General features: G+C 66.4%; 13 protein-coding genes. 3 read left to right on the top strand and 10 right to left on the bottom strand.

Translation table 11 applies throughout. The features are described from left to right. Positions 1 to 10: 10 nt before the first annotated feature. The 6 genes from C493_RS21740 to C493_RS21715 all read right to left on the bottom strand — a co-directional run bounded on the left by C493_RS21740 (position 11) and on the right by C493_RS21715 (position 7,555). A complete protein-coding gene (locus C493_RS21740; protein ID WP_007261662.1) occupies positions 11 to 1,975 on the bottom strand; it encodes a DEAD/DEAH box helicase in 1,965 nt (654 codons plus the stop codon). Between the two features lie 104 nt (positions 1,976 to 2,079). Next, positions 2,080 to 2,985 carry a DUF7283 family protein gene (locus tag C493_RS21735; RefSeq protein WP_007261661.1) on the bottom strand — a complete coding sequence of 302 codons (906 nt, stop codon included), beginning with the start codon at positions 2,983 to 2,985 and terminating at the stop codon, positions 2,080 to 2,082. Positions 2,986 to 3,024: 39 nt separating this feature from the next. Then, positions 3,025 to 4,770 carry a type II secretion system F family protein gene (locus C493_RS21730; protein ID WP_049889577.1) on the bottom strand — a complete coding sequence of 582 codons (1,746 nt, stop codon included), beginning with the start codon at positions 4,768 to 4,770 and terminating at the stop codon, positions 3,025 to 3,027. 7 nt (positions 4,771 to 4,777) lie between these two features. After that, positions 4,778 to 6,877: a type II/IV secretion system ATPase subunit gene (locus tag C493_RS21725; RefSeq protein ID WP_049889574.1), complete on the bottom strand. Its 2,100-nt coding sequence runs from the start codon at positions 6,875 to 6,877 to the stop codon at positions 4,778 to 4,780. A gap of 31 nt (positions 6,878 to 6,908) precedes the next feature. Beyond that, the gene (locus tag C493_RS21720) at positions 6,909 to 7,373 is read right to left on the bottom strand and encodes a DUF7311 family protein (RefSeq protein ID WP_007261658.1); all 465 of its coding nucleotides are present in this window, start codon (positions 7,371 to 7,373) and stop codon (positions 6,909 to 6,911) included. Continuing rightward, positions 7,370 to 7,555 (bottom strand): hypothetical protein, encoded by a 186-nt coding sequence (locus C493_RS21715; RefSeq protein WP_007261657.1) that lies wholly within the window; start codon positions 7,553 to 7,555, stop codon positions 7,370 to 7,372. The genes C493_RS21720 and C493_RS21715 overlap by 4 nt, the downstream gene beginning before the upstream one ends. A gap of 96 nt (positions 7,556 to 7,651) precedes the next feature. Between C493_RS21715 and C493_RS21710 the strand changes: the two genes are divergently transcribed. Beyond that, complete coding sequence (locus C493_RS21710; protein ID WP_007261656.1) at positions 7,652 to 8,200, top strand: DUF7382 domain-containing protein; 549 nt, start codon at positions 7,652 to 7,654, stop codon at positions 8,198 to 8,200. 54 nt (positions 8,201 to 8,254) lie between these two features. Here C493_RS21710 and C493_RS21705 read toward each other — a convergent pair whose 3' ends face one another. The 4 genes from C493_RS21705 to C493_RS21690 all read right to left on the bottom strand — a co-directional run bounded on the left by C493_RS21705 (position 8,255) and on the right by C493_RS21690 (position 11,840). Beyond that, a complete protein-coding gene (locus tag C493_RS21705; RefSeq protein WP_007261655.1) occupies positions 8,255 to 9,763 on the bottom strand; it encodes a hypothetical protein in 1,509 nt (502 codons plus the stop codon). Beyond that, a complete protein-coding gene (locus tag C493_RS21700; RefSeq protein WP_007261654.1) occupies positions 9,760 to 10,533 on the bottom strand; it encodes an ABC transporter ATP-binding protein in 774 nt (257 codons plus the stop codon). Before C493_RS21700 ends, C493_RS21705 begins: the two co-directional genes overlap by 4 nt. Positions 10,534 to 10,612: 79 nt before the next feature. Next, complete coding sequence (locus C493_RS21695) at positions 10,613 to 11,029, bottom strand: universal stress protein (RefSeq protein ID WP_007261653.1); 417 nt, start codon at positions 11,027 to 11,029, stop codon at positions 10,613 to 10,615. Between the two features lie 121 nt (positions 11,030 to 11,150). Continuing rightward, the gene (locus tag C493_RS21690; protein ID WP_007261652.1) at positions 11,151 to 11,840 is read right to left on the bottom strand and encodes a cob(I)yrinic acid a,c-diamide adenosyltransferase; all 690 of its coding nucleotides are present in this window, start codon (positions 11,838 to 11,840) and stop codon (positions 11,151 to 11,153) included. Positions 11,841 to 12,040: 200 nt separating this feature from the next. Between C493_RS21690 and C493_RS21685 the strand changes: the two genes are divergently transcribed. Together C493_RS21685 and C493_RS21680 are read left to right on the top strand one after the other, a co-directional pair. Further along, on the top strand, positions 12,041 to 12,406 hold the full coding sequence (locus C493_RS21685) for a winged helix-turn-helix domain-containing protein (protein ID WP_007261651.1): 366 nt from the start codon (positions 12,041 to 12,043) through the stop codon (positions 12,404 to 12,406). A 51-nt stretch (positions 12,407 to 12,457) separates the two neighbouring features. Then, on the top strand, positions 12,458 to 12,907 hold the full coding sequence (locus C493_RS21680) for a universal stress protein (RefSeq protein WP_007261650.1): 450 nt from the start codon (positions 12,458 to 12,460) through the stop codon (positions 12,905 to 12,907). Positions 12,908 to 13,119 lie beyond the last annotated feature (212 nt).

Genomic DNA, 13,119 nt, shown 5'->3' with positions numbered 1-13,119 from the left:
ACGGCCTGGACTATTCCGTCTCGCCGTTTCCGTCGTTTTCTTCGCCGTCGTCGTCACCGCCACCGCCCGCACCGCCACTGCCGCCACCGTCCCCGCGCTCGACCGTCTGCTCTCGGATCGTCATCCCCTTTCGACCGAGGTGCTGGAGCTGTTTGCGGGCGAAGTCTTCTTCACGGGTCCCGCGCGTGGCGAGGACGTAGACCAGCGCGCCGCCGGCGGGGCGCATCGTTCGACCGGCACGCTGCGTTCCCTGGCGCCTGGAGCCGCCGAGTCCCGAGGCCACGATGGCGAGGTCGGCTGTCGGCAGGTCGATCCCCTCGTCGCCGACCCGCGAAACGATCAGCAGGTCGCGTTCGTCCCGTCGGAACTCCTCGAGGAGCCGACGGCGTTCGTGGTGGCGCGTCTCGCCGCTGAGAAATGGCACGTCGAGGGCCGCCGCGAGATCCTCGCCCTGCTCGAGGTAGTCGACGAAGACGAGCGCCTTCGAGTCGGGGTGAGCCGAGAGCAGGTACCGCACCTCGTCGACTTTGCCGCGGTTCTTCGCGGCGATCCGGTAGCGTTCCTGTCCGTCCGCCGAGGCGTAGGCGTTTCGCTGCTCCTCGTCGCCCCACGGAACGTAGCGAATCTCGAGTTCGGGCTCGGCGACGAAGCCGGCGTCGAACAGCGCCTCCCAGTCGGTGCCGATCGGCGGCCCGACGAGGGTGAAAATCTCGGTCTGGCGGTTGTCTTCCCTGATGGGACTCGCGCTGAGCCCCAAGCGATGGCGCGACTGCAGGTGCGTACTCCGGCGATAGACGTCAGAGGGAACGTGCTGGCACTCGTCGAAGACGACCAGCCCCCACTCGCGGTCGTCGAACAGCGATCGGTGCCGATCCATCCCCGCGATCTGGTAGGTCGCGATGGTAACGGGACGGACGTGCTTCTGGCCGCCGTGGTACTGCCCGATCTGGTGAGCCTCGAGCGAGGTGTACTCCTCGATCGTCTGGGCCCACTGGCGCGCGAGGTCGCGACTCGGGACGAGCACCAGCGTCTCGCCGCCGACGTGGGCCATCGCCCCCATCGCGGCGACCGTCTTCCCGCTGCCCGGCGGACCGACGAAGACGCCTTCGCCCGCGTCGGCGAATCGGTCGACCCAGGTTCGCTGGTACGCTCGCAGCGATACCTCGAGGTCGATCTGAAGGTCCTCGCCAGCCTCGAGTTCGCGGTGGTCTTGCACCGGATACCCCGCCTCGTAGAGAATCCGTTTGATCGCGGCTTCTGACCCCTCGCGAACCCAGTCTTCGGTCTCCGAGATCGGCGCGTGGACGTGTTCCTCGTCGAGTTTCTGGCGGGCGACGTTACCCATGACCTCCGGGCTCTTCGCCTCGAGGACGGTGTAGCCGTCCTCGTGGGTCGTCAGTCGGAACTGGTGGGCCCGATCCCACTGGCTCTCGACCCAGTCCTCGAGAGCGTCCGAGCGCTGGCCCAGCGCCTGGCGCATCGTTCTGGCGAGGTCGTCGAAGGAGTCGTGGGGCGCCTGCCAGACGTCCTCCGGCCTGACGACGTATCGATACCCCTGCTCGCCGTTTCCGTCCGCGAGGTGGGCGAACTGCGAGAGCTGGGCGCGCGTGAACTGGTCCGGCCGGTCGACGACGATCTCGCGTCGCTTCGGAAAGACGACCACCCGCTCGCGGTCGGTCAAATCCTCGAGTTCGCTGGGATACCAGACGACGGGATCGGCCTCGACGGAGAGCCGCTCGAGTTCGTCTCGCGACTGGAGGGACTCGAGGGCCTCGCGGGCGGCGTCCTGCGAAATCTCGTGGGCACGGGCGACAGCCGCGGCCGTGAGAACGGGTCGTCCGGCCTCCTGCGAGGCGTCGTGGAAGTCCGCGATGGAGAACTGCTCGTCGTCGCTCGGTTCGCCGTCGGCTTCAGCCGCCGCGTCGTCTGCCTGCTGGGGCTCGCCGGTCACGTCCGAAGCACGTTCGTCGCTCACTGCCCGCCCGTAGCGGCGGTGGAAGTAAACCGATTTCGTTCGGATTGGCGGCAGCACTGGCCGCTCCGAGACCGCTATCTTCCCATACCACCTAGAGACGATCTTCACGCGGTAACGACGGTGACTCGGTACTCTCCGTTGCCCCTGTACTCCGCGATCTGTTCGACCGCGTCGCCCGTCTCGCCGGCGAGTGCGCCGCCGTCACAGATCGTCCCGAATCGTCCCGGGCTGTTCAGGAAGGCGTCACATTCGAGGGTGCCGTCAGTATACACCTCGGCCGAAATCTTATAATCGACAGCTGATTCGATATCGGGGTCGTCTCTCGAAACGAACTCGAGTTCGTGTTCGCTCTGTGTCCCGTCGGTCGGAAGCGATGCAGTTTTGGTCGTCTCTTCTCCTCTGATGAATTTGGGCATCGAGAGTTCGATCGAGAGGTCGGTCTCGGCGCTGGCGGTGTATTGAATCGTCGCTTCGGTGAGTCCGCGATCATCGTCTGACTCCCAATCGGCGGCCGCTTGCGTCCCCAATAGGGACACCGACGGACCGGTTTCGGCCTCGAGCGTAAGCGTTCTGACGGCCAGTTCGCCGTCCGCCGTCTGCCATTCGCCAGCGACGCGCTCGTTCGCGGCGGCGAGATCCGCGAGAAATTGCCCGTCCGCATCACTGGTTCCGTACACGTCCTCGAGCGAGTCTCCGCGAGCGATTCGTTCGAGGTCGTCGTTGCCCATCACCGGAACGAGGCGGCCGTAACTGCTGCTTGCTCGCGTCGTCCCGTGTTCGTTCCGAAGCGCGACGGTCGTTCCGTCGATGTTGACCTCGTCGGCGTCGTGTTCGTAGCGGCCGCTGGTGTCGATCGTGCTCCCGGCCGTCCGTTCGACGGTGTTTGCGGCCTGGGCCGCGTCCGGCGGCGGTCCCGTCGGCAGTCCGAGTACGATGCCGCCGATCGCCAGGCTGACGAGGGTGACGGCGACCCAGACGTACCAGGCGTCGGCGGGGGCTTCCAAGTCCATGGACACCGTGGCCGCGTTCTGGTATGTAAACTCGAGCGTTCACAGGACGATGTCGATGAGTCCGACGGTGACAGTATAGCAGACCATCGAGGAGACGAGCGCCCGGCCGACGTGGTAGCCGATGAGCGCGCGGTCGACGCCGTGTCTGAGGGCGATCGAGAGCGGGAGCAGGATGAAACATAGCATGAGGAGATAGACGCCGATGACGATCGCGAGCGATTCGGCCGGGAACGCGGCCGCGTCGAGGTCGGTTGCCGAGAACAGGTCGCCGCCCGCCATCATCGTGGCGAGACCGACGGTGACGCCGGCGACCAGCGGGGCGAAGTAGGCGGCCGTGTTGTCGAGCGTGCTGGTCACGTTGGCCAGATCCCGTTTTGCCTCGGCTTCGACTTCGGCGAGTTCGTCCAGGTGGTCGGCCATCGACACGATGGCGCGGCCGGCGGGCTTTCCTTCTCGCGAGGCGATCGCCAGTAGCGTCGCCGTTCCGCGAGCTCTGGGGCTGGGGACGTTTCTGAGTGCCCCGTGGGGGCCGAGGAACGCCGCCTCGACGCCGATTCGGAGGCGACGCTGGACACCAGCCGCGCGTTCGAAGACGGCCCCGGTTTCGCCCGGCACGCGTTCGGCAGCGAGTTCGACGGCGGACTCCACGGACTCGCCGTCGGCGACCTGTCGGCCAACGATGTACAGCGCGTCGGCGAGATTCGCCTCGACGGCTCGGACGTAGTGTCTGACCTCGAGGATCGGGCCGTAGACGGCGAGCAGCGCGACGCCAGCGCCGAATCCGACGGTCGTGATCGGCACGAGGTGTGCCGGTCCGACGACTGTCGGGATCACGTACCCGACGACGGCGGCGAGCAGCCCCCACAGCGCCCGAACACGCAGCGAGTCGGGTACGTCTGGATGCTCGCGTCCGATCGTCGGCGGCGGAAACGCAACCGGGCGACGGACGAGGAGCCGAACTCCAGCAGCGACGAGACAGGCGGGGAGCACGAGCGTGTACAGAAACACGAGAATCCAGATGTTGACCGAAAACCCGGCCATCGGAACGACCGGAACGATCGCAACGAGCGCGAGCGGAAGCATGACTCCGAACGCGAACAGCCCAGTCGTCGGCGCACGGATCGACGCCGTGAACTCGGCGAGTTGTCCCCGCGTTCCGTCGAGTACGGCTGCAAGCGAGCGGTCGAGCGTCCGTGCGCGTTCCCCAGGCGGCGCCTCCTGGGCTGCTGCGAGCAGATGGGCAGACCGTCGCAGCGCGGGAAACCACGCCGCCCACTCCTCGGCGAACGTGAGCAGTCCCGTCTTCGACGTTCCGACCGACCGATCGACGTGTGCCGACAGGCTCTCGGAGAGCGGTCCGATTCCCGTTTCGGCCGCAAATCGCGTCGCCCCTTCGAGCGCCGGCTGAACCTGCATTCGGAGCACGACGCGGCCGATCAGATTCGGCGTTTCGCCGAGTGATTCCGTGCGACGGAACGCGGCCCGAACGTGTGGTAGCTGCCGGACGAGCGAGCCCGCCGCAATCGGCGTCGCCAGGGTAAAAAACAGGACGAACGAGAGCGGGACCTCGAACAGCAATAACCCCAGCGGAAGGACCCCGGCGACGATTCCGGCACCGTAGCTCGCCCGAATGACCGTCTCGGCGTCGTAGGATGCATCGACGAACGAGAGCGAGTCCTCGAGGCTCGTCGGTGGCTCGTCGACGGTGATCGGGGCGAGTGCGGCGAGTCCCTCGAGGAGCGCAGCCCGTCGTCCCGCCCGCTCGGTGACGTGGTGTCGTTGCATCGACCGATCACCCTCCGGTGGTCCCTCCGCGGTCGTGTCGTCCGGCACAGGCAGCTGCAACTTCTCGCGGACGCGTTCGGCCGTCCGCGGCGAGTGCTGCCAGCCGTTCCGTTCGCTGCTCGATCGCTCGTCGGACGTCGGCGTACGATTCGTCCGGGGCCGCGAGTCGCTCGACGACGCGACTTTCGCCGCGGTCGATTCGGCCGGTCGGAACCGCCGTCACGGAGGGCTGACGCTCCGGTCGCTGGACCGTCGGGTCGTTCCCGCCGTCCGTCGCACAGGCGCTCCCGCGGTCGGTTCCGACGCCGCGTTCGCGTTCGCGTTCGCACTCACCGAGCTCGTAGAGCGGCTCGAACCAGTGTTCGTCGCCGTCGCCGACGACCTCCTCGATCTGTGAGAGGCGTCGCGTCCGTTCGCCGTCCACTCGAGTCGACTGGAGGGTAACGACCAGATCCGTCGCGGCGAACGAGGAGGGAGCGACGCCGAGGTCGGTGACGACGCGTTCGAAGACGTCGTCGGCGCCGTCGCCATGTACCGTTCCCAACACCGCGTTGGCGTTGGCGCCAACGCGCATCGCTTCGTACAGGACCTGGGCCTCTTCGCCCCGTATCTCGCCGACGACGAGCGCGCCGTCGCCGAGTCGGAGCGCCGTTCTGAGTGCCTTCTCGGGCGTGATTTCCGGACCGCCCTCGCCGCCCGTTCTGAGCGGCTGGACGTTTCTCCCGACCGATTGCAGCGCTTCGACCGGCAGTTCGGGGGTGTCCTCGAGCACGACCGTCCGCGTTTCGGGCGAGAGTTCGTACAGCAGGGTCCCGAGGAGGGTGGTCTTCCCCGCGCTGCGGGTCCCAGCGATCAGCGCCGCGGCGTTTCGCTCGACGGCGACGGAGAGAAATCCCGCCGCTTTCGCGGAGACGGTTCCGTTCGCGACGAGCGCCGGCAGCGTGAACCGATCGTCCGTCTGTTCTCGAAACGCGAAGGCGTCGCCGTCGCTAACCGGATCGGTTACGCCCGCGACGCGGACGGTGGTTCCGCTCTCGAGCGGTGCGGTCGCGTCGACCGTCGGCTTCGCCCGCGAGAACGCACGACCGCTGGTCCGGCGGATCCGAGACGCGAGCGCTCGCGCCCCCTCGATCGTCAGGTAGACGTTCGTCCGCATCGATTCGCCGTCGACGACCGCCTGCAGGGGGTTTCGCGAAACCGGCGATGTCACGTAGACGTCCGTCAGACGCGGATCCGCGAACAGGTCCTCGAGCACGCCGTATCCCGCCGTGTGTTTCGCGAGGATCTCCCTGAGCAGCGGATCGGCCGGCTCGCCGGTGACGTGTTCGAGCGCTCGAGCGGCCGCGCGGTCGCCGTCGACGACGCCCTCGGCGATCGCTTCGTACCCCTCGAGAAGCTGCGAGCGCTCGTCCTCCGTCAGTCGCAACTCGGCGGGGTCGAGCGTATACCGTGTGACGCCCCGACGGCGGTCGTAGAGCCGCACGTCGCTGCCCGTCTCGAGCGAGCGGCCGTCCCGGAGTCGGGCGTCGTCCGGCATCGTCGGGTCGATACGGTAGTGACCGATCGTGAGGCCGACGGTCGGTGACGGGATCGATTCGTACGCGTCGAACTCGTTCGCGAGGGCGACGAGTTCCGTTTCGTGGACGAGCGGCGAGCCGTCACCGGAACCGAATTCCGACGCGTGACCGGTACCCGGTTGCCGTAATTGCGCCCCGATCGAAAGTGGATCCGCTCGTGCGGTCGCTGCCAACTCGTCGTTCGTGTTTCCGAACCGGTCGACGAACCGGCCGGCCGCGGCGAACAGGTCGACACTCTGTCCGTAGTGGTGGCGTTCGATGCCGTTCGATCGAACGACGATTCGATCCGCGTCGCGCTTGGCGAGCGCGTCGACGGCGGTCCGGCGACATGCCGGTTCGGCCGACAGTCGGCCGTCTCCGGGACAGTCGCTCGCCTCGAGGACGAGCGTACCGTCCGCGATCGAGGCGCGACACGAACACGCGTCCCTCCGTTCGCGTCCACCGAGCGGACCGATTCCGTCGAGGACGGTCCCCGCTGTCAGCCCGTCGACGGCGGCTCGAATGGCGCTCATCGTTCCGTCTCGAGTCATGGAGCCACTGGCCGCGTGTTCCGGTATAAACTCACGCCTGCCGGGCGACGACGACGGGGTCGTCGTCCGCGTCCGTCTGTAGCGTCAGGAGCAGTTGCTGCTCGCCCGAGCCGCCGAGTTCGACTGGTTCGTCACCGTCCGGTTCTCGGTGGACGATCCGCTCGTCGATCGTCGCCTCCCGAGTCGTTCCGTCCGAGAGGACGTACCGCGCCGTGCTAAACTCGCCGCTGTCGTGGGGGACGATCTCGACGTGATCGACGCCCGCCGTGGTCAGCGACCGGTCCGGGAGTGAGACCGTGACGATTCGCTTCGGATCGGGGTGTGACCCCGGCGTGGGTTCGTCGTGGGCTGTAAGCGACGATGCCGCGTCGTCGATGTCGGCGATGCTCGCGTCGATCGTTCGCTCGGCGTTCATCGACGCGGCCCGGTCGACCGCCGGGACGGCGACCGCCAGAATCGCGACCGCGAGTATCGCCGCGAGTACGTATCGAATCACGCGGATCCCGCCGGTCGGCTCGACTCGCCAACGTTCCCGTTCTCGTTCCCGATTCCATTCCCGTCGTCGCTGGCGGTGACGATGGTCGTAACTCGCTCGAGTGGTCCACCCCTCTCGAGGGCGCCGAGCACGCGATTCTCGTTGGAACGCCGGCGCGTCCCGGCCTGCACGCGGTGGAGCATAGCGCTTCTCGCCGCCCGATCGTACTTAAACGGTTGCATCGCACGGCTGCACGTCGATTCTGAGGTTTAAGTCGGAAGCCGGGGCCACAGGGGGGTATGGTTCCGAGCCGATCGACGTCGAACGACGTCGACAGACCGCATCGCTTCCGAACGTCGTTCGGTCGCGACGACCGCGCGATCGAGGGGTTACCGATCCGACTCGTGATCGCGCTGACCGTCGGCGTCGCCGCGCTGGCACTCATGTTGAGCATGCTCGGCGATATTGGCGACGTCGGGGACACGGAGGTTACGATCGAAATCGTCGACGACGAACTCATCGAGGCCGGTGCAACCGGTGCAGACGGTGCGGTGAAAGTCGAGGTGATCGACGAGAACGGCAACAACGTTCCCGACGCGACGGTCGTCGCGACGGCCGATTCGGCACAGCTCGACGGCGTCGTCAGGGCAGAAACGGGGACCGATCCGTCGATCGGCGGTTACAGCAACCTCGAGGACAACGAGGCCGTCCTCGTGTTCGACGGTGATCAGGATCTCCGCGCCGATCAGGACCTGGGTGAGATCGAACTCGAGATCATCCCGCCCTCGGACAGCAACTACATCGACGAACAGCCGAATCCCGATATCCGAGTCGCCTCGAGTCTCTGACGCCACTTCGTGGAACGCGGTCGTCAGGCCGGAACTGACCGGCGGCAACTCGCCTCAATCGCTCGATCGATACCGCGTTTCCCAGCGTGGGCCTGCCCGACTCGAGAGCACGACTCCGATCGCACCGAATCCGACGCCGGCGGCGCCGAGCGCGAGGGCGACGAGACCGGTCGGCGGCACGACGACGAAGCCGACGACGAGCGTCGGTACCAGCGCGACGGCTACCCCGAGCGTGAACAGCGAGAACCGGACGGCGTCGAAGAGAAACTCGTTGGGGTCGAATCCGGCGATGTAGACCGTCAGCCCGTAGTAGTACAGCGCGTAGCCTACGAGCAACAGGGCGCCGACGGCGGCGTCGACGAGCGCCGCCTCGAACCAGACGACGGCCGCCAGATACGGCACGGCGACGGTCGGTGTGCCGACGACGACGAACGCAACCCGCTTCGCACGGAAGACGTCCGCGATCGAGACGGGGTAGGCGAGGTAGTCTTCGAGCGAGTCGAACTGGGTTAGCCAGTTGTAGGTGGTAAACGCGGTCAACCCGAGCACGCCGCCGAAGAAGATCCCGGGTGCCGGTGCGACGCCGGTGATCGAATCCACGACGCCGACGAGTGCGGCCACGAGCGCGAGCAAGACTGCGGCGGAGACGAACGGCTTCGCGACGCCGCCCGACGACCGGGCCAGATCGAGCAGCGTCTTCGAGACGAGCGCGCTATCGGCACCGACGGCCTCGACCGGCAGTCGGTCGCTCAGATCGGCGAACCGATCGCCGGCAGTCCGCGACGGCCGGCCGTAGGTCGGGTCGTACAACGCGAGCGCACCCGCGCTCGTGAGGACGGTTCCGACCAGTAGTCCGAGCGCGCCGATCGGCGCCCCCTCGAGCGGGATCAGGACGTTCCTGACGGCACCGGCGCTTCCCGTCACCCAGAGGCTCACTACGCCCGCGACGATCAGGCCGAGGATCGCCCACGTCGGGACTCCCTGTGTGCGGATCGCGATCAACGCGACGGTCAGGGCCATGCCGGCGAGAAACGTCACCACGAGCGAGAGCCAGAGCGCGCCGACGGCAACCGGAGCGGTCGCCGAGACACCCTCGAGTGTCGCGCCGGCGAGCGCCATCGGCAACACGAACGCGACCGCGTAAAACAGCGCGTCCTTCACGAGGAAGACGCCGAGCAGTCGCTTCCTCGAGAGCGGCAGCGTCGTCGAGGTCGAAAGCACCAGCGAGAGCCGCCCGAACACGTTCTCGAGCATGTCCGAACCCGCGAAGCCAGCCGTTCCGCTGTAGAGGCCGAAACCGAGCGCGAGCACGTGTATACCCGTCATGATCGTCCCCTCGGCCGTCCCGGTTTCGAGCAGCGCGACGGTCGCACCCACTGCCAGAGCGGCAATGACGACCGGAAAGAGCGCGAAACGCCAGCCGCCGAACAGCCGCGTGTGCAGGCGCCACTCCTCGCGAAGGAGCGTGACGAACAGTCGCCGCGTCGTTCCGGCAGTGCGCCGATTCGCGTTCGAGACTGGTGGCCCGCCATCCGAACTCCCCGATGTGAAGTCCCTGCTCATCGCTCCCGGTCCCCGATCCGTCCGAGCGACGGCGCGTCGCGGACGCCGGCGCCCTCGACGCGCTCGAGGAAGAGTTCGAGCAGCGATTCGTCGCGTCGCTCCCCGGAGTCACTCTGCAGCGACCGCTCGGTTACGATCCGGCCGTCGGCGACGATGCCGACCCGTGAACAGATCTCCTCGGCGACGTCGATGTTGTGCGTCGAGACGAAGACGGCGTTGTCGCCGGCAGCATAGGAGACGAGGTACCGCTTGACCTGCTCCTGGACCAGCGGATCGAGATTCGCTAGCGGCTCGTCGATGAAGACCACGTCCGGCTCGTGGATGAACGCCTGCGTGATCATCACCTTCTGTTGCTGGCCCCGCGAAAGGTCGGTGTGGAGCGTATCGAGCTTGCTCTCGAACCCGAGTCGATCGGCCCAGACGGCCGTCTGCTCGGCGATCCACTCCGAGTCGAGATCGCGGACGTCCCCGACGAACTCGAGGTACTCTCGCGGCGTCAGGAAACTCGGCGGCGACTGCTGTTCCGGAAGAATTCCCACCCGCCGTCGCGTTTCGAGCGGCGTCGCCGTCGGATCCGTCTCGAGGACGCGGACGGTGCCCGCGTCCGGCTGGAGTTGCCCCGTGAGCATTCGGATCGTGCTCGTTTTCCCCGCGCCGTTGGGACCGAGAAAACCGTACAGTTCGCCGCGCTCGACGGCGAAATTCATTTGGTTCACCGCCGTGATATCACCGTAGGTTTTCCACAGCCCGTCGACCTGAATTACACCCATCGGATAGCTGATCGTTCGTCGTAGCTGGTAATAATTGTGCTGGCGACGATCGCGGATAGCCGGGCGCTGCGGCCCCGATTCACCGAGCGACCGTCACCGGCATCGGCGCGCGTCGAACGACCTGTTCGGCGACGCTTCCCAGCAACACGCGCGAGACGCCAGACCGCCTGTGGCTTCCGATGACGATGCTGTCGACGTCGTGGTCCTCGGCGTACTCGACGATGCCGTCGATGGGCATGCCGAGCGTCGTCTCCGTCGTAATCGAGGCGTCGTACTCCGCCGCGATCGCTTCGACGTCCTCGAACAGCGTCGCGGCGTTTTCCTCCTCGAGTGCGAGAAGTCGCTGCATACTGTGGGAACTGTCACCGTGGTAGACCGACATCGACGGATCGACGACGTGGAGCGCGGTGATTTCGGCGTTAGGGTACTGCTCGAGCGCGTACTCGACTGCCGCGTGAGCGGGTTCGGAGTCGTCGATCGGAACCAGTACGTGCATGTTCGACTAATTGTCCTCTGGTAACATATATCATGGGTGTTTTACGCATAGTCCGGTACCGTCTCAACGGTCACGAGAGCGTGACGGTTGTGCCGTCGGAGGGATGGGCGACGGACGGAGGTCAGAACTCAGTCCCGCGTCGCGCCCGTTGTCCGTCCTCGATGGGGTGTTTCACCTTCCGGACGTTCGTGATCAGGTCGGCTCGGTCCTCGAGGTACGTCGGTTCGGCGTGGCTCCCCGACAGCACGAGTTCGAGGTCGGCGGGCTTCGAGTCGATCAGTTCACACACGTCGGCCTCGCTGACCAGATCGCGGTCGGCAGCGTACAGAATTTCGTCCAGAAGCAGCATGTGAACGCCGTCTTCGGGCGGCGAGTCGAGATCGATCGGCGCCTCGAGGTCGGCGTCGTCGGCCGCCGCGAGCAACTCGCGGGCGCGCTCGAGTCCGGCCTGCGCCTGCGCTTCGTGGTCTGCCTCGTCGCTGCCGTCGGCCATCCCGTGCCAGCCGTAGTGGCCGAGGTTCTCGTAGCTGATCCCCGGCAACGCGGCGATCGCGTTGTACTCGCCGCGGACAGCGTCGACACTCGAGGCGCCGCCTTTCATGAACTGAAGCATGTGCACGCGGTAGCCGTGACCGGCCGCGCGCATCCCCATACCCAGTGTCGCCGTGGTCTTTCCTTTCCCGTCGCCCCACCAGACCTGCACGAGGCCAAACGCCTCCGGCGCCGCGGGTTCGATTCGCTCGGGTTCGGGCGATCGGCCCTGTCCCGGCGTGTTTTCGACCGTCGAGTCGGACGTCGTTTCGTCGCGCATACGGAACGCGTCGGAGCGGATCTACATGTAATTAGCTTCCTCGGATTCGCAGACGAACGCTGACCTCTCGAGGGAACACCACTCTGCCACGAGCACTGCGAGTGGTTACCGCTGAAAATTCCGCCGAGGCGCCCGAGTCGACCGACCGTTTCGAGGACCAAACGTGTCATTAGGCTTCGCTTCCAACGTGGTCGCAGTATATGCCTCTCGAGTTCTCGTCGTCCGATGAGACCCCCGGTCTCGAACGCGTCGTCGGCGTGTTAGACGACGCTGCCTGTCGGGAGATCATTGCCGTACTCGAAGCGCCGAAGACTGTGTCCGATATCGCGGACGCAGCCGACCTCCCGCTGTCGACGACCTACCGAAAACTCGACCGACTGACCGAGGCCGGATTGGTCGAGGAGACGGTCGGCGTCCGACAGGGTCGACACACCAAATCGCGCTACGTCGCGACGTTCGATCGGATCGGAATCTGCCTCGACGAGGAGCGGACGTTCCGGATCGACGTCGACCAATCGCAGGCGCAATCGCTCGGCGGCTGGGCGAACGCGATTCGGAAGTTGTAGAACGGTCGTGGGTACTGGTTTTTTCACGCTGTGCGTCGGACGTGATGGAGCATGTCACCGCGCATCCTCGTTCCGTTCGACGGCTCGCCGCTGTCGCGTCAGGCACTCGAAACGGCGCTAACTGAGTATCCCGATGGCGATATCGTCGCCCTTCACGTCACCGACCCGTTCGAACCGGGGTACAGCGTCTACGACGTCCCGTACGATATCGAGAGCGAACCGATCCACGGTTCCGAGGAGTGGCACGACCGCGCCGACGAGCTCGCGACGGAACTCCTCGAGGAAGCCCAGTCGGTCGCCGCTGAGCACGATGCCGAACTCACGCTCGAGACGGCCGTCGGAGAACCGGGCCGAGAGATCGTCGGGTACGCGACTGACAACGACGTCGATCAGATCATCATGGGAAGTCACAGTCGCGAGGAAGACGCCCGCATTCTGCTGGGGAGCGTGACGGAGTCGGTCGTGTTCCGAGCGCCGATGCGAGTGAGCCTCGTCCGCTAAGTTCGTTCGCCCGCGTTCGACTGTGCGCACCGACTCTCCCGCTCGAGTTTTGACTGCCGTCCGAATTGCCGCGCCACAGAACGAGTGCGTGTCAGTGGCCGATCCGCCCGCCTGCTCGAGGGTGGCTCGATCGGCCGTCGGTGGTGGGTGAGCGTGCCGTTAGGTCGTTGGAACCGAGGGTCCGACCTTTCGAGGCTCGTTTCGGTCGGCGA

This window comes from Natronolimnohabitans innermongolicus JCM 12255, assembly GCF_000337215.1.
GTDB classification, from domain to species: Archaea; Halobacteriota; Halobacteria; order Halobacteriales; family Natrialbaceae; genus Natronolimnohabitans; species Natronolimnohabitans innermongolicus.
This window is presented reverse-complemented; position numbering and strand designations above follow the sequence as displayed.